This is a genomic window from Ciceribacter thiooxidans (assembly GCF_014126615.1).
GTDB lineage: Bacteria > Pseudomonadota > Alphaproteobacteria > Rhizobiales > Rhizobiaceae > Allorhizobium > Allorhizobium thiooxidans.
Genome location: NZ_CP059896.1, coordinates 2,819,329 through 2,840,785, shown reverse-complemented (window position 1 = coordinate 2,840,785; position 21,457 = coordinate 2,819,329). Strand labels below are relative to the sequence as shown.

The window sequence follows — 21,457 nt, the reverse complement described above, 5'->3', positions numbered from 1 at the left end:
GAATTTCTCAAGGCGCCGGTGACAGTACGGGATCCGGCCAGGAGCCGCCGATGAAGAAGCGAAGCGGTGGTGCAGCGGCTTCCCCGGTGGCGGACGGCGACGAGAGAACGGCCGAAAGTGCGAGCGCCTGACTCGCATAGGGAATGATGCCGGAAAGCTGCAGGCCTGCCGAAGATCCTTCGAGCCGTGCCTCGTCGATCGTCGCTGATCCTGCGGAGAGGTGAGCTGCGAAAACGAGTGTGTCGAAGGGCAGGTCGGCGCCGCGCGCTTCGCTGAGATGGAAGAAAGGCTTTTCTCCTGCGAGGCGACGCAGTGCCACGGGATCGACACCCCGCAGGGCGCCGGCGCTGGCCGCGAAACGCATCGTGCCGTTGATGGCGGCGGGGCCAGCCGCCCATATGGGCCGGTCCGCCTTGAGGGCGAGGTCCAGCGATCCTCGACCGCTCGGCAGCGGGCCCTTGAGCGCGAGTCGTCCGCCAAGATCCGGCAAGTCGGCATCGGCGAGCGAGAGCTGTAATGCGCCGCCGCCCGCAAAACTCGGGCCGATACCGTCGAGCCGTACCTGCAGCCGGCCGCTCGCAAACGTCCCGTCGGCAATGTCGAACTGAATCTTGTCGCGTGTTGCGAGCAGGCTCGCAGCGATGTTCTCGATCGTGAAGGACGCAAGCTGTGCTTCGCCTGCCGAGAGCGAAAGATCGAAATCGAGCTGGCGCACGGGGGGCTCGCCAGAGCCGTCTTTCTGGGAAAAGGCGTCGAGCAGTCGGGTGACGTCTATACGGTCGAAGGCGAGCGTGCCGGAAAGCCGGCGCCGCCCGCGCTCCGGTGGCGACAGTTCGAGAATGCCGGTCGCATGCGCGTCGTCGACCGTGAGGTCCAACTGGTCGAACCGCAGGTCGCGACCCGCCTTTAAGAGCTCGGCGGACACGCTGGCGGTGCGGGCAGTCTCTATGCCCGGCAGGTGCGTACCGCTCAGGGCTGCGAGGGATTTGACGTCCGCGACGTTGGCTTTCAGTGTGCCGGAGACCAGGTCGTCCCCTGCGATGCTCGCGCGCCCGTCGAACGACGCGGTCAGGATCGGCGAACTCCAGGCGAGCCCGATCGATGCCTCACGTCCGCCGAAGAACAGCAGCGGTTGCGGCGTCGAGAGATCCAGCCGGGCCTCTCGCCCCCCGATCCGGAGCGTTGCATAGGCGGTGAGTGTGGAGGAAAGCCGCGGCCAGGAGACGTCGGCCAGAATGCCGTCGATGACGAAGGTTCGCCGCGATGCCTGATCGTGGATCGCGATGCTGCCTTCCTCGACCGTCACCGAGCCGACCTCGGCGTCGGCGGCTGCCTCCAGCGTCTGGTGTCCGCCTTCGCGCGGACGAACGCTCTTCACCGCCCTGCTCAGGCGTCCCTCGCTCGCCCAGTCGAGCCGTCCTTGCGCGTCGCGCTCGACGAAGACATGGGGCCGCACCAGGCGAAACTCGCGAAATTCCGGTGCGCCACCGACCGCGTCGAGCAGCCCGAACGAGGCTGAGAGCCGTTCGATTTCTGCCAGCACCTTGTCCCCGTCGGCTGTCGGCTTGCTGATCCGCACGCCGTTGAGGGTGATCCGCGGCTCCGGGAAGAAAGAGATTTCAGGCGTCCCGTCGATCCGGACGGTGTGCCCGGTCCATTCCGCCACGGCTCGTTCCATCGCCGAGCGAACGAGGCTGCTTGACACGAGATAGGGAGCGGCAAGGCGGGAGACGAGATAGACCGAAAGCACCGCGAGGACGGCGACGAGTGTCCATTGCAGGACGCGTTCCGCCTTCCGCTTCTGCCGGCTCCTCTTCCTGCGCAAGGGTCTGCTCCGTTCGTCGGTCATGCTCGAATGTAAGCCCGTTACAATGTTTTGGCGATGCGGCGTCTCGACCGCCGATATCGCAAATGCCCGCGACTGGCAATTCGCCCGCTTACCGCGCCGGCGATCTTTATATTGCGGTGCAAACTGCTATACAGGCAAAGGACGTGAGGAGGACGCCATGCAACACGAAATGCCGCTTTGGTCGCCGTCTGAGGAATTCCGAAAGTCGACCCCGCTTTATCAGTTCATGCAATGGTGCGGCGAGCGCACGAAGCGTGATTTTCGCGATTACGACGTCTTCTACGACTGGTCGATCGCCGATCGCAGCGCCTTCTGGTCAGCCGTCTGGGATTATTGCGACGTCAAGGGCGAGAAGGGTGAGCACCTGCTCGCTGAGGGCGACGACATGCTCGCCGCCCGGTTCTTTCCTGATGCCCGGCTCAATTTCGCCGAAAACCTGCTGCCGCTCGCCGGCGACGGGGACGCCATTGTTTTCCGTGGCGAAGACAAGGCCGAAGACCGCTGGTCGTGGGACCGATTGCGATCGACGGTTTCGCGCCTGCAGCAGGCCTTCCGGAGCCTCGGCATCGGGGAGGGCGACCGGGTCGCCGCAATGATGCCGAACATGCCGGAGACGGTGGCGCTGATGTTGGCTGCGGCGTCCCTCGGGGCGATCTGGTCATCCTGCTCCCCGGATTTCGGCGAGCAGGGTGTGCTCGACCGCTTCGGCCAGATCGAACCGAAGCTCTTCATCTGCTGCGACGGCTACTGGTACAACGGCAAGAAGCAGGACGTGGCAGAAAAGGTGCGGGCGGTTGCCGAGAAGCTCGGGTGCCCGGTTCTCGTCGTGCCCTATGCCGGAGATGCGGATGCGCTCGCAGGCTCGCTTCCGGACGGCAGGACGTTTGCGGCCTTCATGGCGCCCTGGCAGGCGAAACCCGTCGAATACCTACGGCTGCCGTTCTCCCATCCGCTCTATATCCTCTTTTCTTCCGGCACGACCGGCATTCCGAAATGCATCGTGCATTCGGCGGGCGGGACGCTTCTGCAGCATCTGAAGGAGCAGCGCTTCCATTGTGGTCTCCGCGCCGGCGAGAAGTTCTTCTATTTCACCACCTGCGGCTGGATGATGTGGAACTGGCTCGTTTCCGGCCTCGCGTCGGGCGCCACCCTCTGCCTCTACGACGGTTCGCCTTTCTATCCTGACGGCAACGTTCTCTTCGACTACGCGCAAGCCGAACAGTTCGCGATCTTCGGGACGTCCGCCAAGTACATCGACGCGGTGCGCAAGGGAGGCTTCACGCCGAAGACCACCCACGATCTGTCGTCGCTGCGGCTGATGACCTCGACCGGATCGCCGCTCTCGCCGGAGGGCTTCTCCTTCGTATACGAGGGCATCAAGTCTGATCTCCATCTCGCCTCGATCTCCGGCGGCACCGACATCGTCTCCTGCTTCGTCCTCGGTAATCCGCTCAAACCCGTCTGGCGTGGCGAAATCCAGGGACCGGGGCTCGGCCTCGCCGTCGACGTCTGGGACGACGAAGGCAAGCCGGTGCGCGGCGAGAAGGGGGAGCTGGTCTGCACCAGGGCCTTCCCGTCGATGCCGGTGATGTTCTGGAACGATCCCGATGGGGTGAAGTACCGCGCCGCCTATTTCGAGCGCTTCGACAATGTCTGGTGCCATGGCGATTTCGCCGAATGGACGAGCCACGACGGCATCATCATCCATGGGCGCTCGGATGCCACGCTCAATCCGGGAGGCGTACGCATCGGCACGGCGGAGATCTACAACCAGGTCGAACAGCTGGAAGAGGTGGTCGAGGCGCTCTGCATCGGACAGGACTGGGATGACGACGTGCGTGTCGTGCTTTTCCTCCGGCTTGCGACCGGCCTCAGTCTCGATGACGACCTGGTGAAGAAGGTGAAGAACCGCATCCGCACCGGCGCTTCGCCGCGACACGTGCCGGCCAAGGTGATTGCCGTCTCCGACATCCCGCGGACGAAATCCGGCAAGATCGTCGAGCTCGCCGTTCGTGACGTCGTGCATGGCCGGCCGGTGAAGAACAAGGAGGCGCTCGCCAATCCGGAAGCGCTCGACCTTTTCGCCGATCTCGAAGAACTGAAGTCCTGATCGTCTCGCGGAGCCGGGGCGTTCAGCCCCGGTTCTCGAGCGAGCGCGAGACGAGCACGACCGGGATCAGCCCCGCGATAATGATGATGAGTGCGGCGACCGAGGCGTCCTGCACCTTGGCTCGTGAGGCGTCCTCGTAAACGAGGGTCGCCAGCGTGTTGAAGTTGAAGGGGCGAAGCAGGATCGTCGCCGACAATTCCTTCATCGTCTCGATGAAGACGAGGAGGGCTGCGGTCAACACGGCCGGCCGCATGTTGGGCAGCAGCACTTCCTTCAGCGTCTGGAAACGGGTTCGCCCGAGCGCCCGCGCTGCCATGTCGAGATGTGGCGAGAGCTTGTGGAAGCCGGCGTCGATGGTGCCCTCCGCCATCGTGAGGAAACGCACGGTCGCGGCGTAGACGATCGCAAAGCCGGTGCCGGACAGCAGCAGGCCCGTCGAGACGCCGAAGGTCGAGCGCAGCGCACCGTCGACGGCGTTGTCGATCGCCGCGAGCGGGATCAGCACGCCCATGCCGAGGATCGTTCCCGGCACGCCATAGCCGAGCGAGGCGAGGCGGCTTGCACCTGCCGTCAGTCTGGTGCGCTCGGTGCGTGCGGCATAGGCGAGCATGAAGGCGAGAAGGATCGTCGCCACGGCCGCCGATGAGGAAACCAGTATCGAATGGCCGAACGCCTTCAGGAGGCGCGTGTCCGCGAAGACGTCGAGGCGGCGGAGCGCGAAACTCGAGAGAACGGCGACCGGCGTCACGAAGCCGACGAGAACCGGAATGCTGCAGAAGACGGTCGCGCTCCAGCGACGGGGGCCCGTGAGCTTCAGGCGCACCGCGTCGGGAACGACCGCCGTCGTCTTGTTGGAGGAAAAGCGCTGCAGGCGCCGGGCGCGACGCTCGACCACAAGCAGGCCGACCACGAAGACGAGCATGACGCAGGCGATCTGGGCCGCACCCGAAAGGCTGCCCCGGTTGAGCCAGGTGTCGTAGATCGAGAAGGTGAGCGTGTTGACGCCGAGATATTCGACCGCGCCGATGTCGTTCAGCGTTTCCATCATGACCAGCGTCAGCCCGACGACGATCGCCGGCCGCGCCATCGGGATCTGCACGCGGGCGAAGACCCTGAGCGGTCCCGCGCCGAGGGTGCGCGCGACGTCGGCCGCGGCCCGGCCCTGCATGACGAACATCGAACGGCAGGCGAGATAGACGTAAGGATAGAGCACCGCCGACATCACCAGCACGGCCCCGCCGAGCGAACGGATGTCGGGAAAGCTGTAGTCACGGGCCGACCGGAAGCCGAAGAGCGCGCGATAGGCGCTCTGTACCGGGCCGGTGAAATCGAGGAATTCGCCGAAGGCGTAGGCCGCGAGATAGGACGGGATCGCAAGCGGCAGCACCAGCGCGGAGGAAAGAAAGCGCCGCAGCGGGAAATCGCAGGAGGCGACGAGCCAGGCGGCTCCGATCCCGAAAATGCCGGTGAAAACCCCGGTGGCGGCAAGCAATGCCAGCGTACGGCCGGTCGCCCGCGGCACGACATTGGTCAGCATATGTTGCCAGTCGCCGCCGTCGCCGAGCCCGATCACGAAGATCGCGATGATCGGCATGGTCACGACGAGCGCGGCGATGACCGCCGAGACGGCTGCAACCCTGACGCGGCCTTGCGCCGGTCTTGCGTATCCTGTCGCTGTTCCGGACGTTTCGACCGACAAGCCCTTCGCCTCCGATACCAGATGCTCGCCCGCGACGGGCGATCCACGACGACCATCTAGCGGAAACGGATAGGGAAGGGAACCGGCTGCGTTGCCGCCAGGCGCGGCGTCAGTTCGCCAGCACCCGCGGCGAGGGGAAGGTGATCTCGACGAGCGTGCCTTCGTTCGGCGCCGAGTGGATCGCGAAGCTCGCCCGGTTGGCATCCACCATCGCTTTGGTCAGCGGCAGGCCGAGCCCGGTGCCGTCGCTGCGGCCACGGCCGCCGGCGGCGACCTGCCGGAACGGCTTCATCGCCATCTCGAGTTCGGTGCGCGACATGCCGATGCCGGTGTCGCGGATGCGCAGGACGACGCTGCCGTTGCTCTCATAGGAGGTCGATACGATGATCTGTCCGCCCGAGGGCGTGAAGCGAATGGCATTCGCGAGAATGTTGAGGACGATCTGCTTCACCGAACGAAGGTCGGCGACGACGTTCGGCACGGACTGCGACAGCGCCGTACGGATGATCACGCGTTGCGTGTTCGCCTGCGGCTGGACGAGCGAGACTGCGGAAGCGACGGCTTCGTTGAGCCCGACGGCCTCGAAGTCGAGTTCCATCTCGCCCGCCTCGATCTTCGAAATGTCGAGGAGGTCGTTGACGATGTCGAGCACGTGGCGGCCGGAGCGAACGATGTCGTTGGCGTATTCGGTGTAGCGCGGGTGGCCGATCGGGCCGAAGCGCTCGCCGGCCATCATGTCGGCGAAGCCGATGATCGCGTTGAGCGGCGTGCGGATTTCGTGGCTGACGCGTGCGAGGAAGTCACTTTTGTGGGTATTGGCGGTCTCGGCGGCGCGCTTGGCGTTGCGCAGCTCCTCCTCGGTCCGCTTCCATTGCGTGATGTCGCGGATGACCGCGCAATAGCCGTTCGAGGAGGCAAGCTTGCCGATGGTCATGAAGAGCGGCAGGAAGCCGCCGGACGCCTCACGACCGATCACCTCGCGCCCGTCGTTCAGGACGCTCGCGACACCATGGCCGGCAAGGCCCGCCAGATAGTCGAGCACCGCCTTCTGGCTCTCGTGGGCGAAGAGCATCACGAAGGGTTTGCCGCGGGTCTCCGCGTCGTCGAAGTTGAAGAGCGCGCTTGCCGCGCGGTTCATCGAGCGGATGTCCCCCTCGGGGCCGAGGACGACGACGCCGTCGGTGGCCGTTTCGAGGATCGAACGCAGTTCCTCGATTTCGGCCTTCAGCGCCGGGTCTTCGTCGGCAGGCTTGGGCGTGGGCTCGACGACGGTTAGTTGCACCGGGGGCCGCGCGGCCTTGACGGGCGCCTCGGTGGGGATGAGGGCGAGCAGGAGCGCGCTCGACTGCTCCCAGCGTACCGACTGCAGGCGTGCGGTGACCGGCACCAGCTGATCGTCTGCACGCACCACCACCATGCCGCTCGCCTGGTCGGCGGCGCCTTCCAGCTCCTGGCGCTGAAGCAGGGCGTCGAGGCCGCCGGCCTCTCCCAACGCGTCCAGAGAGCTGTAGCCGGTGAGGTTCAGGAATTCGGGATTGGCGTGGATCAGCCGGTCGCCGACATGGATGAGCAGTGCCACGGGCATCAGGTCGACCACATCCGGCGACAGGCCGATATCGCGACGGCTGCGTGGCTGGGCAGGGGATGCAGCCGGCGAGAGGTCCTCCGTCGGCTGAGCCGGGGCGGATTCAGCGGGCTTCTCCATGACGGCTGCCGTTTGTTCCTCCGCCTTCTCTTCTGTTTCAGACGTCGAGGTTTGCGGCTCGGGCTGACGGGCCTCGTCGATCGGCGGCTCCGCAGCACTGTCACGGCCCTGTTCCTGTTGCGGCGCTTCGGCGCCGATCAGGCCGTTCGCCTCGAGCCGGCGGGCGATCTCGCGGAAAGCTGCCTGCTCGCCCGGTGTGAGGCCGTCACGGGTGCGCGCGCGCCGCTCTTCGAGCTGCACCACCTTGTCGGAATGTCGCTTGCCGGGTGTCTCGGAGATGAGAAGCGCCGGAGGCTCGCTTTCCGGCTGGGAGGGTTCCTCCCACTTTTCTACGGTTTCACGGGCAATGGAAGTTTCCGGCGGCACCGCTGCCGCGGCTTCCGGGGTCTCTGCGACCGGCGGCGAGACCTCTTCGGAAGGAGCGCCGAGCGTCAGACCGGTGCTGGCGGGGTCCACCACGGCATCCGCCAGCCGCACGATGCCGAAGCCGCGGAAGCCGTCGAAATCGCGGTTGCGGTCGTAGGTGGGAAGCGCGGCGAGATCGACGGGCACGCGCAAGGTCGTGCCTTCCACCGGCCAGGTGACGGTACGTCCAGACCACGTGTCGCGACGCTTCAGGAGGTCGGCGATCTTTCCCTCGGGATCGAGGTTGAAGGTCTGTGCGACTTCGACGAACGACCGCCCTTCGATCGCCGCCGAGTGCGGCCCGACAGCTTCGGCGAATTCCTTCGAGACCTCGCTGAAACGGCCTTCGGCATCGATCTTCCAGACGAAGCGAGAGGCGCGATTGCTCGGACGGTAGATGAAGCCGTCGCCGGATTTCGTCTCGGACGTGGCCGCAGGCACCTCGGGTGCGGCAGCATTCTCAACCGCGGCAGGAAGCTCCGCATCTTCGCGCGGCTCTTCCTGCGCGGCTTGCGCTTCGATGGATGCCACGGCTTCTTCGGCCGGAGGTTCAGGAGCGTCGGCGACGGGAAGGACGGTTTCTTCCGCCTCGGCCTCTTCCGTCTCTGCGCCTTCTACGTCGGGCGTCAGGACCTCGGGCGCCGCCTCGATCTCCTCGATGTCGCCGATCGCGTCGACCACGGCACCGTAGGCGGCGGTATCCTCGGCCGGCGATTCCTCTTCCGCCGGCGATTCTGTCGCGGGCTCTTCGAAGCCGTCGCTCGGATCGAGATTGCCGAGGATCGTCTCTACGGCGAAGAGGAGATAGAGCGGCGGCTCGTCGGCGACCTTGCCGATTGCCGCCGGCAGATAGCCGCGGCCGGTCGGGATCGGACGCTTCACCAGCCGGTCACGGTCGGCATCGACGAGCGCCACCAGCGTACGTGCCGTCTGCTGAGTGATCGACAGGGCTGAAAAGGCAGGCGAGGCGGCAACGATACGGCCGTCGGCCGCGAGCATGGCCATGTGCGTGTCCGGGTCGTCGAGCCCTGTCAGCATCTCGCTGGCGCATTCGTCGACGCTCGGTCGGGGGCCGGTCGGCGGGATTGCGAGCAGGACCACGGGCTCACCGGCGCGGATCTCGACCATCTCCGCCGTCGCCTGGACCGGGACGCGCTGGAAACCCTGGGTCAGGCGCAGAAGCAGCGAACGCTGCTCGCCGACCTTCTGCAACTGCCGCGCCGTCGACTCGATCTGGCGAAAGGCGAGGTCGCTCCGATCCGGTCCCTGGTCGAGAAAGTCGTAGATGGAGCCGTTGCCGAAGAAGCGCGCGCCCGCGCCGTTCGCCCAGAGCACCTGCTCGAGCCCGGTGGAAAACAGCACAAGGGCCTCGCCGCGCGCAAAGCGCCCGCGGACACTCTCGTGCACGGCGACGTCGATGAACGGGTACTGCTGAACGGGCATGATGGACCTAAGTTAGCAACCGCCGCACTGTTCGGCAATTAACAGATTCTTAATATCTCCGGGTGCCGCGAGGGTCCAGCGCGGCACGGGGCTTTCGGGGAACACGGTTAACCGATCCGCCTATTGTGCGTCGCACAAAAATGTTGCAATGCACAAGAGGAGGTGCTATATAAGGGATATCCAAACAATTCGGGATGCCTCAGAGGTCCCAACACAGGAGCGCATTGAAATGGCAAATGCAAAGAACAACGACGTCTTCTCCTTCTCGGCCTTCGACCCGTCGAAGTTCACCGAGACCTTCCGCGACTTCGCCGAAAAGGGCGCCGCCCAGTCGAAGGACGCCTATGCCAAGATGAAGACCGCCGCCGAGGAAGCCAGCAAGACAGTCGAGAACACGATGCAGACCGCCCAGGCCGGTACCGTCGAACTCGGCCTCAAGGCCATCGAAGCCCTGCGCACCAACGCTGACATGTCGATCTCGCACATGGAAGCCCTGCTCGGTGTGAAGTCGGTTGCCGAACTCGTCGAACTCCAGACCGCGTTCCTGCGCAAGCAGGCCGAAGTTACTGTCGAGCAGGCGAAGGCCATGCAGGAAGCCGCCAAGAAGGTTGCCGAGACCGTTACCAAGCAGGGCAAGGAAGCCGCCGACAAGGCCATGTCCTCGCTGAAGGTTGCCTGATCCGCGCCTATCCGTATCGTCGGAATGAAAGGACCGGGGCTTTGCTCCGGTCTTTTTTTGTCCGTGTCGAAAAGGGCTTGAAAAAATCGCCGAGTGCTCGTATGTGACCCCCTACAACGTCCCCGGACGCTGGTTGTGCGGTTGTAGCTCAGTTGGTTAGAGCGCAGGTTTGTGGCACCTGAGGTCGTAGGTTCGATTCCCACCAACCGTACCATTTCTCCTTTTGAACATTTCCCAAAATCGCCGTGCCGTGACCGTCGCTTGGTCCGGGCACATGCTCGTCTCGGCTTCGCTATTTCTCCTGCCCGAGGAGCGAGAGCGTGCGCGGGTCTGAACTGACATAGAAATGCCGGAGCGCCTCGCCGAAAGGGTGATCCGCGGCATCCGCCGCCAGAAAGAGCGTCAGGCACGAACGGAACTTGGCGTCGTCAGGGGTGCCGAAGATCGCGTTCGCGCTCCGCTCGGGATGCGAGAGAACGGCTTCGACGCATTCCGTCAGCCGCGGCCCGAGCAGCGGATGGGTGAGATAGGCGCGGGCCTCGTCGAGCGAGGCGATGCCATAATATTGCGCCATCGGCGAGTGGCCGAGGCCGGAGAGCTGCGGAAAGACGAACCACATCCAGTGCGTCCGCTTGCGGCCCTCGCGTAATTCCCGGAGCACGTCAGCATAGACCGGGGCCTGCGCCTCGACGAAGCGGTCGAGATCGAAATCGTCGCTCTGCATACGGCTCTCCTCCGTCTTCCTCCCGCATGCGGACGCGGCGGACCGGCTGTCCTCATCGGGCAGCCGATTTTCGCGCAGCCGTGCAGGATTGCAACAGGTAGCATTCTGCCCATTTTTCGCCTGAAAATGCCGTGATCTTGGCTGCCGGGGACAAGGAAGGCGCTCGGCGAGAACCGGCCGCGCGGAATTCCTGCCGTGACTTTGCCATCCGAATCGGATGAGAGAGCCCGCTCGAATAAGAAGCATGAGGGAGGTAACCCTTGGATATTTCTGAAGACGACGTCACCCTGATCCGGGTGATGAAGCGCTACTTTGAAACCAAGGCCGAGGTCGGCGCGCTGAAGGTACAGCTCGAGACGGCGCGGCGTGCCGCCGGGACCGAGATTGCGACCTTCTACGATCCGCGCAGCAATCTCGAACATGCGGATGTGATCGTCCGCCAGGAGCAGCTGAAGCGCGACATGCTGCGGCTGATGGACTGGGCCGAAGCCTGGGGGCGCGGGGAGACCAGCGGGTCCACGGGCTGAGCTGCCGCGACGATCGCGCGATTGCGGCGAGCCCGTCGGCGGCGTTATGCTTGCGCAAGAACCTGCAAGCTGCTCTTCGAAGGGAGATGGCCCATGTCCTTTGCCGATCGGGAAGAGGCGGGCGAACGGCTCGCCACAGTGCTCGCCGCCTATCGCGGTACGGACGCCGTGGTGCTCGCGCTGCCGCGGGGCGGCGTCGAGGTCGGCCTGCCCGTCGCGCGGGCACTCGGTCTGCCGCTCGATCTTCTCCTGGTGCGCAAGATCGGTGTGCCATTCCAGCCGGAAGTTGCCATGGGCGCGATCGTCGACGGTGATCGCCCGGAGGTCGTGCGCAACGAAGACGTGATCCGCTATGCCGGTATCTCGGACAAGGATTTCGACGCCGCCTGCCGCAAGCAGCTCGAAGAGATCGAGCGCCGCCGCGGTGTCTACCTCAAGGGGCGCGAGCCCGTCCCGGTCGGCGGCAGGACGGCGATCGTCGTGGACGACGGCGTGGCGACGGGCGCGACGTTGAAGGCCGCTCTCAAGGGCCTCGCCGCAAAGAACCCGCGCCATATCGTCGTTGCCATGCCGGTTATACCGGCAAGCCTGATCCCCGAACTCGAGGAACTCGCCGAAAAGGTCATTTGCCTCGAAGACCTCGGCCCGATCGGTGCCGTCGGCGCCCACTATCGCCATTTTCTCCAGCTTGAAGATGCCGACGTCGTCGCCTGCCTCGATGCTGCCGCGAAGCCGGCCGCCGCGAGCCCGGCGGGCGGTGGCCCTCCGCCGGCCTGAGGCCGTCGCGATCAGTTGCCGGAAGGTACCTGATGGCAGCGCGTGATCGCCGCCGCGAAGGTCTCCGCGACCGAGACGGTTGCCAGCCGTTCGCCGAGCGGTGAGGCGGCGGCATCGACCTGCACGGTGTCGGTGATCAGCAGTTCCGCGATCGGTGCCCTGGCGAGACGTTCTTCCGCTCCTTGTGAAAACAGCGCATGCGTCGCGATCAGCCGAACTTCCTTCGCACCACGCGCCATGCAGGCCTCGGCCACCCTGACCATCGTTCCGCCGGAACTGATGAGATCGTCGATGATGATCGCCACGCGGTCCTTCACATCGCCGGCGAAAAGGTCGCCGGAAACGACGCCGGCGCTCCGCTGCTTCTCCATGAAGGCCTTGCCGACCGGTCGCCCGAGCTGCTTCTCCAGCCGTTCGCGGAAGCTGTCGGCGCGCTTGCCGCCGCCGAGATCAGGCGAGACGACGGTGACCTCGGTGGTGCCGACCTTTTCCGCGGTACGACGGGCGAAAACGTCATAGGCCTCAAGGTGCAGCGTCGGAATGCGGAAGGACGACTGGTAGGCCGCGACATTGTGAGCCTCGATCGTGATCACGCGGTCCGCGCCCATGGCCTCGATGAGTTCGGCGACGTAGCGGCCGGTGAGCGGATCGCGCGGCTTGGTCTGTCGGTCCTTCCGGAGATAGCAGAGATAGGGTGTGACGGCGGTTACGCTCTTCGCGCCGTTGGTCTTCAGCGTCGCGATGAAGAAGAGCAGCCGGCAGAGCCGGTCATTGGCAGAATGGCCGCCGCCGCCGTTGAGGCTCGCGATGACGAAGGCGTCACGGCCGCGCACGCTTTCGAGCGGTCGCGCCTTGTGCTCACCGTCCTCGAATTCCCGCTCTTCGAGCAGGCTCAGTTCAAGTCCCATCGCGCGTGCGACCTTGCCGCCGAACTCGACGTCGCGGGCGAAGGAGAAGATGAGGGGAGCGGTTGCGGCGGCGGATTTGGCCGGGCCGGAGGCAGCCGCGGCGACGGGACGCAACAGCACGCCGCCGAATACCGCGTCGATCGATCGGCCGTCGCCGGAGAGGGGGGTGACGACGAGCTCGGCAACGATGCGGCCGCCGTCCGCGGCATGCGTTGTGAAGGTGGCGGAGATCGGTTCTCCTGTCCGGCAGACGAATTCGAAGAGCATGCGCAGGCGCACGCTTCCGCGTGGGAAGGCCGCATCCGACAGCAACCGTGTGTCGCCCTCCTCGCCGATCAGCGGGCGGACGGCGTCGGCGCCTGCGTGAAGCACGTAGTCACGCTCGGCCGTCTTTGCCCGGCGAAAGATGAAGGCCGCCTGCGGGCTCGCCTGTGCTGCGGGTTCGAGCGCTGCAACCGGCGGGGCGATCAGGTCCGCGCGCTTGTCCTTCCATACATCGAGAAGCGTCGCGAGCACCTCGTCGCGCGGACTGGGCGCGCTGTCGATGCGGTCGAAGAACTGCTTCAGGCCGGGGTCGAGTTGGGCAAGCACCGTCATGATAACCTCGCATTGGATGCGTGAGCGTCGGCCTTGAGCCTTGTCACGTCTGCAGGGCCTCCGTCTTGATCGGTATCAAAAGACGACACGCAGCCTTCCGCAAGACGCACGTTGACACGCGTCAAGGCATCCCTGTCTAATCCTTCGCATATTATGATGCCTTCATGAACGGAAGCCATAGGTCTCATGCCGGTTACGATCGAAGAGAAGCTCGACGCGCTCCGAAATCCCGCGACCTATGGCGACGCGGCGGGTGAGGTGAAGGCGGTAGAAACCCATATGTCCTGGGTCTTTCTCGTCGGTGACGAGGTCTACAAGATCAAGAAGCCGGTGCATTTTCCCTTCGTCGACTTCACGACGCTCGATGCGCGTGAACACAATTGCCGCGAAGAAGTGCGCCTGAACCGCCGGCTTGCGCCCGACGTCTATCTCGGCACCGTCGCGCTGGTTCGCCGGGCGGATGGATCCCTTGCGCTCGGAGGACCCGGCGAGGCGGTCGACTGGCTCGTCCGGATGCGCCGTCTGCCGGCCGAAAACATGCTGAGCGCGGTGCTCGCTGCCGGCGGTGCGGACGGGGTGACGGCCGACAGATTGACGCGGGTGCTTGCGGATTTCTACCGCAAGGCGGAGCGTTCGCTGCTTTCCCCGCAGGAGCATGTGCAGTGTTTTGAGAGTCAGCAGGCGCAGAACCGGCAGGTGCTCTGTCATCGGGAATTCGATGTCGACACAGAGGCGATCCGGCATGTGCTGAACCGCCTCGACGAATGCCTGCATGTGCTCCGGCCGCTGCTCGAGGCGCGGGTGGCCGACGGCCGTTTCGTCGAGGGGCATGGTGACCTTCGTCCGGAACATGTCTGCCTGACTGAGCCGATCGTCATCATCGACTGCCTGGAGTTCAGCTATCGGCTCCGCCTCGTCGATCCTTTCGACGAGATCGCATTTCTGGGCATGGAGTGCGCCTTCCTCGGCGTACCGGAGATCGGCGAGGCGCTTTCCGCACGTCTCGGAGCGGCCTTAAATGACTCGGTCGCGCCGGAGCTCTATCAGTTCTATTCCGCCTTCCGCGCCACGATGCGCGCCCGCATGGCGCTCGGCCACCTCGTCTATGGATCTGCGACGAACCGCTCCGCCTGGGAACGCAAGACCGACCGCTACATTGCGTTGGCAGGACATTTTCTCGCCAAGCGGGAACTGGCGGCCGTCTCCATCCGCGGTATGTAATGGATGCCGCGCCGGACCTGCTCCGCGCGGAACAGGGGAGACGTGATGCTGCTTCGACTGCGCAAGGTCAGCAAGTCCTATATGACGGCCGAGGGGCCGCTCGAAATCCTTCACGAGGTCGCTCTCTCGCTCGATGCCGGAAGCACACTGGCGCTTACCGGGGAATCGGGCAGTGGCAAGTCGACCCTCCTTCATCTGGCTGCCGGCCTCGACAAGGCCGATTCCGGCGTGGTCGAGGTCGCAGGTCAGGAGATTGCGACCCTCGACGACGCGGGACGGGCGGCTTTGCGGCGGGGCACCGTCGGGCTCGTCTTCCAGCAGTTCAACCTCATTCCCTCCCTCGATGTCGAGGCGAACCTCGCCTTTCATGCGCGGCTCGCCGGCCGGCATGATCCGCGATGGCAGGTGGAGCTGACGGAAAGGCTCGGCCTTGGCGGTCTCGCGCGGCGCTATCCCGAGCAGCTTTCCGGCGGCCAGCAGCAGCGGGTCGCGATCGGCCGGACACTTGCCGCGCGCCCGAAGCTGGTTCTCGCCGACGAGCCGACCGGCAACCTCGACGAGCCGACGGGCGATGCCGTGCTGGCCCTGATGCTGACGCTGGTCGCCGAGACCGGAGCCGCTCTCCTGATGGTGACCCATTCCGAGCGGCTCGCCGCGCAGCTCGATCGTCGCGTGCATCTCAAGGCCGGGCGGATCGCATGATGTGGCTCGCGGGGCTCGGCGCACTCCTTTCCCACTGGCGGCGCCAGCCGCTGCAATTTTTCATGCTCTTCGCCGGGCTAGCACTCGCAACCGCACTCTGGTCCGGCGTGCAGGCAATCAATGCCGAGGCGCGGGCGAGCTATGGCCGGGCTGCCGCCATGCTCGGGCAGAACCGGCTCGAACAACTCGTGGCGAAGGACGGAGGATCGATCGCCGGCGAGCGGTTCGCGGCCTTGCGGCGCGGCGGCTGGCTCGTCTCGCCGTTGGTCGAGGGCGAGTTGCGGGTGGGCACCTTGCGCCTGCGCCTGATCGGCATCGACCCGCTGACATTGCCTTCCGAAGCGCGACAGGTGGAGGTGACCGGCGGTGAGGCACTGCGTCGCTTCCTGACGCCGCCCGGCCTCCTCTTCGCAAATCCCGAGACGGCAGGGCAAGTTGCCGGCGAAGGTCTCCCTCCCGTCGAGGTCTCGGAGGATCTGCCGGCCGGAACCGCGATCACCGATATCGCCGTCGCCCGACGACTTCTCGGGCAGATGGAGACGATATCGCGCTTCGTGGTTGCTCAGGAGCAACCGCTCGGGCGGGCGCCGCTCTCGGCTATTGCGCCGGATCTGGAGCTGCGAAAGCCCGACGCGCAGGGCGATCTCGCCCGCCTCACCGACAGCTTCCATCTGAACCTTACCGCCTTCGGCATGCTGGCCTTCGTCGTCGGCCTGTTTATCGTCTATTCGGCGATCGGCCTTGCCTTCGAGCAGCGGCGGCCGACCTTGCGCACGCTGCGGTCGCTCGGGCTTCCGGCTTACGCCCTGACGGCGCTGCTCGTCGCCGAACTGGCGACCCTTTCGCTGGTCGCCGGGCTCGCCGGCGTCGCGCTCGGCTATGTCGTCGCCTCCGCACTGCTGCCGGACGTGGCGGCGACGCTTCGCGGCCTCTATGGCGCCGACGTGCCGGGGACGCTGCAACTGCGGCCGGAATGGTGGGCGACGGGGCTTGCGATCGCCGTCGCCGGAACGCTCGCCGCCGCCGGCCAGAATCTCTGGCGCGCCGCCCGGATGCCGCTTCTCGCCCCCGCTCAGCCACGCGCATGGGCGCGCGCCTCGGAGGCGGGGTTGCGGGTACAGGCGGTCGCCGCCGTTTCTCTGTTTGCCGTGGCACTCGTGCTTGGCCTCTGGGGACAGGGCCTCGTCGCCGGCTTCGGACTACTCGGTGCCTTGCTGCTCGGCGCGGCACTTTTCCTGCCGGTGCTGCTGATGGCGTTGCTTGCGCTTTTCGAGAGGCTTTCGTCGGGGCCGGTGTCCTCATGGTTCTGGGCCGACACCCGCCAGCAGCTGCCGCGGCTCTCGCTGGCGCTGATGGCGCTGTTGCTGGCCCTTGCCGCCAATGTCGGGGTCGGCACCATGGTTGCGAGCTTCCGGCTCACCTTCACCGGCTGGCTCGACCAGCGACTTGCCTCCGAGCTCTACGTCACCGCGCGGACGGAAGACGAGGCGCGTGCGCTGCGCAACTGGCTCGAGCCGCGCGTCGACGCCGTGCTGCCGATCTGGCACGTCGAAGGCGAGGTGCTGGGCGGGCCGGCGGAGATCTACGGGGTCGCCGATCACGCGACCTACCGGGAAAAGTGGCCACTGATCGAATCCGTTCAGGGGGTATGGGACGCCGTTGCCCGCGGAAACGCAGCGGTGGTCAACGAGCAACTCGCCCGCCGCCATGGTATCGCGCCCGGCGACCGGCTGGCCCTGCCGGGAGGCTGGACGGTCACGGTCGCCGGCATCTATTCTGACTACGGAAATCCGATCGGGCAGGTGATCGTCGGCATCGATGCGCTCACCACCCACTACCCGGATGTGCCGCGGCTGCGCTTCGGCCTCAGGCTCCCGCCGGCCGAAGCACCGGCGCTTGCCGATGCCTTGCGGACCGAGTTCGGCCTGCCGCCGCAGAATGTGCTCGATCAGGCGACGATCAAGCAGCGCTCGCTGCAGGTCTTCGAGCGTACCTTTGCCGTTACGGCGGCACTCAACGTGCTGACACTCGGCGTGGCCGGCGTGGCGATGTTTGCGAGCCTCACCACGCTTTCCGGCATTCGCCTCGCGCAGATTGCGCCGGTCTGGGCGATGGGCCTCACGCGAAAGCGTCTGGTGCTGCTTGAACTCCTGCGGACCATGCTGCTTTCGGCCTTCACGCTCGTCGCGGCACTCCCCACCGGCATCGGCCTTGCCTGGGTGCTGCTTTCGGTCGTCAACGTCGCCGCCTTCGGCTGGCGGCTGCCGATGCACCTCTTCCCGCTCGACTGGCTGCGCCTCGCCTTCTTCGCCGGACTTGCGGCACTCGTTTCGGTTGCGCTACCATTGCGCCGGCTCGCAAGGGTGACACCCGCCGATCTTCTCAAGGTCTTCGCCAATGAACGTTAGGGCGTATCTCCTTCTTCTGGTGCTTTCGGTCATCGCGGCGGTGCCCGCATCACCACGGGCGCAGGGGTTCGCCGGCCTCGGGACGCAGGCGGAAGGCTTCGCCGTACCGGAGCGGGGCGTGCCGCTGGCCTTCCCGCGCGATCACGGCGCTCACCCCGACTACCGGATCGAATGGTGGTACCTGACGGCGAACCTGAAATCGGCCGACGGGCGGAGCTTCGGACTGCAATGGACGCTGTTTCGTTCCGCGCTGGAGCCCGGCGGCAAGGATGCCTCGCAGATCTGGATGGGACATGCGGCGGTGACGTCTGCCGAACTGCACCTCGTTGCCGAACGCCTCGCCCGCGGCGGCACCGGGCAGGCCGGCGTGACACTGGACCCGTTTTCGGCGTGGATCGACGAGTGGAAGATGGAAAGCCGCGTGGGCGAGGAGGCACTTGCCGCTGGCGCCGACCCGCTGACGAAGCTTGCCCTCGGCGCCTCGGGCAAGGATTTCCGTTATTTGATGGAGTTGGAGGCTAAGGGGCCGCTCGTACTGCAGGGGGACCACGGCTATTCGGTCAAGTCAGCAGAGGGGCAGGCGAGCTACTATTACTCTCAGCCCTTTTATACGATCAGCGGCACGCTGGTCCTGCCCGAAGGCGAGGTTGCCGTCACGGGCGAGGCCTGGCTCGACAGGGAATGGTCGTCGCAGCCGCTCTCCGCCGGCCAGACCGGCTGGGACTGGTTCTCCCTGCATCTCGAAAGCGGCGAGAAGCTGATGGCCTTCCGGCTGCGCGGCGATGCTCAGGGCTACATGTCCGGCACCTGGATTTCCGCCGACGGGCGGCCGACACCGCTCGGCCCCTCCGATCTCGTGGTCACGCCGCTCGATACCGCGAGGGTGGCCGGTCACGTCCTGCCGGTTCGCTGGCGGGTGGAAGTTCCCGGCCACGGCGTCGACGTGACGACAGAAGCACTGAACGACGACGCCTGGATGGCCGTCTCGTTTCCCTACTGGGAAGGGCCGATCCGCTTTTCGGGATCGCACGAGGGGCAGGGTTATCTCGAAATGACCGGATACAAGTAGGCGCCGGCCCAATTCAGGCGAGCTCGATCCCGTGCGAGGCGAGGTTTGCGGCGAGTTCCACGGCATTCCGGGCCTGCATCTTGGCGAGTATACGGGCGCGGTGGACCTCGACGGTGCGCATCGAAATGGAAAGCGCATCCGCGATCTGCTTGTTCAGCATGCCGGCCATCAGCAGTTTCAGCACATCGAGCTCGCGTGTCGAGAGCTGCTGCAGCTGCTGTTCGATGATCGCCCGCTGGCGGCTCTCCGCCATCTTGCCGAAGCGTTTCTCGAGGCAGGCGATGACGGTGTTGACGAGCTGGTTGTCGTTGAACGGCTTCTCGATGAAATCGGCAGCGCCGGTCTTCAGCGCCTCGACGGCGACCGGCACGTCGCCGTGCCCGGTGAGGAAGACCACGGGCGCCTCGCAGCCGGCGGCCTTCAGCCGGTTGAAGGTCTCGAGCCCCGACAGCCCGCCCATGCGCATGTCGAGGATGATGCAGGAAAAAGGTTCGAGCGGCAGTGCGGCAAGCAGCGCCTCGCCGCTTTCGAGCGGAATGGCGCGCATCTGCCGGGACATCAACAGGAAGGCGAGAGAATCGCGGATCGCCGGGTCGTCGTCGACGAGATAGACGGCTGCATCCTTCAGGAAGGGCTTCGCTGTAATCATTCGGCCGCGGCCCTTTCGGGTTGCGGCACCGGCAGGACGATCGAGAACACGGTGCCGCCGGCCGGGCCCGGCCGGTGTTCCAGACGTCCGTGATGGAGTTCTATGATCGTCCGGCAGATGTTGAGGCCCATGCCCATGCCGTCCTGCTTGCTGGTGACGAAGGGCTCGAAAAGACGGCCGGCCACCGTCGGCGAAATGCCCGGCCCGCTGTCCCGGACCTCGATTATCTGGTGATCATCCTCCTGGCGGAGTTCGACGTCCAGCCGCACGCGCCGCGTCGGCGGCCCTGCCATCGCCTCGATGCCGTTGCGCATCAGGTTGATCATTACCTGCTCCATCAGGATGCGGTCCGCCCGCACCGGCGCCAGTCCCTTCGGCGCCACGACCTTTATCGTCGCGTGGCGGTTGCTGGCATCGGCTTCGAGGAAGGACGCCGTCTCGACGATGACGGAGGCGAGCTCGACATCCTGGAACTTCGGGTCACGCTTGCGCACGAAATCCTGGATGCGGCGGATGATCTGGCCGGCGCGCTCGGTCTGGAGCGAGAGTTTTTCGAGCGCCCCGACCACCTGCCGGTGGTCGCAATCCGGAGACTGCAAGAGGTTCAGCGAGCCTGCCGCATAGCTCGCGATCGCCGCCAGCGGCTGGTTGAGTTCGTGGGCGAGCGAGGATGCCATCTCGCCGAGCGTGACGAGGCGGCCGGTGCGTTGCAGGTTCTGCGACTGGACACGGGCGATCTCTGTGGCCCGCTTCTGGTCGGAAATGTCGATGATCGAGCCCATCCAGCCGCGATGCCGCCCATGCGCGTCGATCAGCGGCGCCTCGAAGACCTGCACCTCGAGGTCGGAGCCGTCGCGGCGGCGGAAGCAGGTCTCGAAGCTCTGGATCTTGAGCCCGCCCTTGTTCAGAGCCTCGTGGCGGGCGAGTGTCTCGGCGATGCGGTCCTCGTGCCAGTAGGGCATTGGCGGCTTGCGCCCCGTCAGTTCCTCCGCGGTGAAGCCGGTCATCTGACAAAAGGCGTTGTTGACGTAGAGGATCGTGCCTTCGTGGTCGCGGGCACGCAGCCCGACGGTCAGGCTTTCCTCCATCGAGCGCCGGAAGGCCATCTCCGACCGCAGCCGCATTTCCGCGGCTTTGCGCTTGAGGCCGTTGCGGTAGAGGACGAGAAGCGAGAAGACGGCGAAGAGCGACAGCCCCAACACGCCGGCGACCAGAAGGTTGTTGGAGAGATTGCCGCCGACCCGGTAGCTCGATATCGCGAGCCATGCGCCTGCGAGTGGCGGGTCGAAGCTGATCTTGTGGGTGAGGCTCGTATCGGTCGGCTCGACACGGGTCTTTTCCGCGAGCACGGCATTGTCGATGTCGACGAGCTGCACGGCGTATTTCTCGGTGATCCACCAGGGGATCTGGCGTGCGATCAGAGAGCGGATCGATATGACGGCCGAGACGCTGCCGCCATCGCCGAGCGCCGTCGAGATGCTGGTCACGAGATCGCCGTCGGCGGTCCTGGTGAGCGGTCCGTAGATCGGCCTCACGCTTGCGGCTGCGGCAGTCTTGTGGGGTAGTGGTGAAGTCTTGTCCGCGCCGTAGGCTGCGCCCTCCGGCACGGAAAAGGCCGCCCGGCCTTCGGCATCAAAAAGGACGATGCTCAGGACTTCCGGATTGTTCTGCAGGTGAATGCGGGCGCGGTCGCCGAACTGCGGCAGGCCGATCTGGTGATGGGCGTGATCGAGCGCCAGTCGCGCGATGGCATCCTCGTCCACCGAGAGCTGGAAGCGCAGCGTCTGCTCGACCCAGAGCGCATCCGAGATGAGGGTGGTGCGCAGCCGTTCGTTCTCATTGTAGTTGATGGCCCAGAGAAGCAGCGAGATCATCGCCGTCAGCACGACGATGGTGACGAGCGGGATCACCTGCAGCAGGTCGTGCCTGCCGCCGTCACCGGAATCCGGTCCGTCACTGCTGGATCTGAAGATCGTCAAGCCGCT

At 65.7% G+C, this 21,457-nt stretch carries 15 protein-coding genes and 1 tRNA gene; 9 read left to right on the top strand and 7 right to left on the bottom strand.

The genetic code is table 11. The features are described from left to right. Window positions 1–7 precede the first annotated feature (7 nt). Window positions 8–1,825 (bottom strand): AsmA family protein, encoded by a 1,818-nt coding sequence (locus H4I97_RS13880; RefSeq protein ID WP_182305243.1) that lies wholly within the window; start codon window positions 1,823–1,825, stop codon window positions 8–10. Window positions 1,826–2,006: 181 nt separating this feature from the next. On the opposite strand from H4I97_RS13880, the gene H4I97_RS13875 reads away from it, so the two are divergent. Then, on the top strand, window positions 2,007–3,959 hold the full coding sequence (locus tag H4I97_RS13875) for an acetoacetate--CoA ligase (RefSeq protein ID WP_182305242.1): 1,953 nt from the start codon (window positions 2,007–2,009) through the stop codon (window positions 3,957–3,959). Window positions 3,960–3,981: 22 nt separating this feature from the next. Here the strand turns inward: H4I97_RS13875 and H4I97_RS13870 are convergent, their stop codons facing one another. Then, complete coding sequence (locus H4I97_RS13870; RefSeq protein ID WP_182307659.1) at window positions 3,982–5,553, bottom strand: ABC transporter permease; 1,572 nt, start codon at window positions 5,551–5,553, stop codon at window positions 3,982–3,984. A gap of 214 nt (window positions 5,554–5,767) precedes the next feature. Continuing rightward, window positions 5,768–9,211: an ATP-binding protein gene (locus H4I97_RS13865; protein WP_182305241.1), complete on the bottom strand. Its 3,444-nt coding sequence runs from the start codon at window positions 9,209–9,211 to the stop codon at window positions 5,768–5,770. Between the two features lie 229 nt (window positions 9,212–9,440). Between H4I97_RS13865 and H4I97_RS13860 the strand changes: the two genes are divergently transcribed. Next, a complete protein-coding gene (locus tag H4I97_RS13860) occupies window positions 9,441–9,890 on the top strand; it encodes a phasin (RefSeq protein ID WP_182305240.1) in 450 nt (149 codons plus the stop codon). 137 nt (window positions 9,891–10,027) lie between these two features. Continuing rightward, window positions 10,028–10,104, top strand: a tRNA-His gene (locus tag H4I97_RS13855). 78 nt (window positions 10,105–10,182) lie between these two features. Here H4I97_RS13855 and H4I97_RS13850 read toward each other — a convergent pair. Beyond that, window positions 10,183–10,614: a DUF1810 domain-containing protein gene (locus tag H4I97_RS13850; RefSeq protein WP_182305239.1), complete on the bottom strand. Its 432-nt coding sequence runs from the start codon at window positions 10,612–10,614 to the stop codon at window positions 10,183–10,185. Between the two features lie 260 nt (window positions 10,615–10,874). Here H4I97_RS13850 and H4I97_RS13845 point away from each other — a divergent pair, with 260 nt between their 5' ends. Together H4I97_RS13845 and H4I97_RS13840 are read left to right on the top strand one after the other, a co-directional pair. After that, a complete protein-coding gene (locus H4I97_RS13845) occupies window positions 10,875–11,141 on the top strand; it encodes a hypothetical protein (RefSeq protein WP_244658654.1) in 267 nt (88 codons plus the stop codon). A 93-nt stretch (window positions 11,142–11,234) separates the two neighbouring features. Then, entirely contained in the window at window positions 11,235–11,918 is a 684-nt protein-coding gene (locus H4I97_RS13840) for a phosphoribosyltransferase (RefSeq protein WP_182305238.1), read from the top strand. Between the two features lie 11 nt (window positions 11,919–11,929). Here the strand turns inward: H4I97_RS13840 and H4I97_RS13835 are convergent, their stop codons facing one another. Then, window positions 11,930–13,423, bottom strand: a complete 1,494-nt coding sequence (locus H4I97_RS13835) for a ribose-phosphate diphosphokinase (RefSeq protein ID WP_244658653.1) — start codon at window positions 13,421–13,423, stop codon at window positions 11,930–11,932. Window positions 13,424–13,609: 186 nt separating this feature from the next. On the opposite strand from H4I97_RS13835, the gene H4I97_RS13830 reads away from it, so the two are divergent. The 4 genes from H4I97_RS13830 to H4I97_RS13815 are packed head-to-tail and all read left to right on the top strand — an operon-like array spanning window position 13,610 to window position 18,823. Further along, window positions 13,610–14,644 carry a hypothetical protein gene (locus tag H4I97_RS13830; RefSeq protein WP_182305237.1) on the top strand — a complete coding sequence of 345 codons (1,035 nt, stop codon included), beginning with the start codon at window positions 13,610–13,612 and terminating at the stop codon, window positions 14,642–14,644. Between the two features lie 45 nt (window positions 14,645–14,689). After that, the gene (locus tag H4I97_RS13825) at window positions 14,690–15,346 is read left to right on the top strand and encodes an ABC transporter ATP-binding protein (protein ID WP_182305236.1); all 657 of its coding nucleotides are present in this window, start codon (window positions 14,690–14,692) and stop codon (window positions 15,344–15,346) included. After that, window positions 15,346–17,754: an ABC transporter permease gene (locus tag H4I97_RS13820; protein ID WP_182307656.1), complete on the top strand. Its 2,409-nt coding sequence runs from the start codon at window positions 15,346–15,348 to the stop codon at window positions 17,752–17,754. The genes H4I97_RS13825 and H4I97_RS13820 overlap by 1 nt, the downstream gene beginning before the upstream one ends. Then, window positions 17,744–18,823, top strand: coding sequence for a lipocalin-like domain-containing protein (locus H4I97_RS13815; protein WP_182305235.1), 1,080 nt, complete (start codon window positions 17,744–17,746; stop codon window positions 18,821–18,823). The genes H4I97_RS13820 and H4I97_RS13815 overlap by 11 nt, the downstream gene beginning before the upstream one ends. Before the next feature lie 13 nt (window positions 18,824–18,836). Here H4I97_RS13815 and H4I97_RS13810 read toward each other — a convergent pair whose 3' ends face one another. Both H4I97_RS13810 and H4I97_RS13805 read right to left on the bottom strand, forming a co-directional pair. Continuing rightward, on the bottom strand, window positions 18,837–19,472 hold the full coding sequence (locus H4I97_RS13810; RefSeq protein ID WP_182305234.1) for a response regulator transcription factor: 636 nt from the start codon (window positions 19,470–19,472) through the stop codon (window positions 18,837–18,839). Next, entirely contained in the window at window positions 19,469–21,451 is a 1,983-nt protein-coding gene (locus H4I97_RS13805; RefSeq protein WP_210297079.1) for a PAS domain-containing sensor histidine kinase, read from the bottom strand. The genes H4I97_RS13810 and H4I97_RS13805 overlap by 4 nt, the downstream gene beginning before the upstream one ends. Window positions 21,452–21,457 lie beyond the last annotated feature (6 nt).

What these genes read in the sequence shown, in the direction of transcription:
- H4I97_RS13875 (WP_182305242.1), top strand. Translation starts at nt 2,007, where the DNA reads ATGCAACACGAAATGCCGCTTTGGTCGCCGTCTGAGGAATTCCGAAAG.
- H4I97_RS13870 (WP_182307659.1), bottom strand. Translation starts at nt 5,553, where the DNA reads ATGCCGATCATCGCGATCTTCGTGATCGGGCTCGGCGACGGCGGCGAC.
- H4I97_RS13865 (WP_182305241.1), bottom strand. Translation starts at nt 9,211, where the DNA reads ATGCCCGTTCAGCAGTACCCGTTCATCGACGTCGCCGTGCACGAGAGT.
- H4I97_RS13860 (WP_182305240.1), top strand. Translation starts at nt 9,441, where the DNA reads ATGGCAAATGCAAAGAACAACGACGTCTTCTCCTTCTCGGCCTTCGAC.
- H4I97_RS13850 (WP_182305239.1), bottom strand. Translation starts at nt 10,614, where the DNA reads ATGCAGAGCGACGATTTCGATCTCGACCGCTTCGTCGAGGCGCAGGCC.
- H4I97_RS13840 (WP_182305238.1), top strand. Translation starts at nt 11,235, where the DNA reads ATGTCCTTTGCCGATCGGGAAGAGGCGGGCGAACGGCTCGCCACAGTG.
- H4I97_RS13835 (WP_244658653.1), bottom strand. Translation starts at nt 13,423, where the DNA reads ATGACGGTGCTTGCCCAACTCGACCCCGGCCTGAAGCAGTTCTTCGAC.
- H4I97_RS13830 (WP_182305237.1), top strand. Translation starts at nt 13,610, where the DNA reads ATGCCGGTTACGATCGAAGAGAAGCTCGACGCGCTCCGAAATCCCGCG.
- H4I97_RS13825 (WP_182305236.1), top strand. Translation starts at nt 14,690, where the DNA reads ATGCTGCTTCGACTGCGCAAGGTCAGCAAGTCCTATATGACGGCCGAG.
- H4I97_RS13820 (WP_182307656.1), top strand. Translation starts at nt 15,346, where the DNA reads ATGTGGCTCGCGGGGCTCGGCGCACTCCTTTCCCACTGGCGGCGCCAG.
- H4I97_RS13815 (WP_182305235.1), top strand. Translation starts at nt 17,744, where the DNA reads ATGAACGTTAGGGCGTATCTCCTTCTTCTGGTGCTTTCGGTCATCGCG.
- H4I97_RS13810 (WP_182305234.1), bottom strand. Translation starts at nt 19,472, where the DNA reads ATGATTACAGCGAAGCCCTTCCTGAAGGATGCAGCCGTCTATCTCGTC.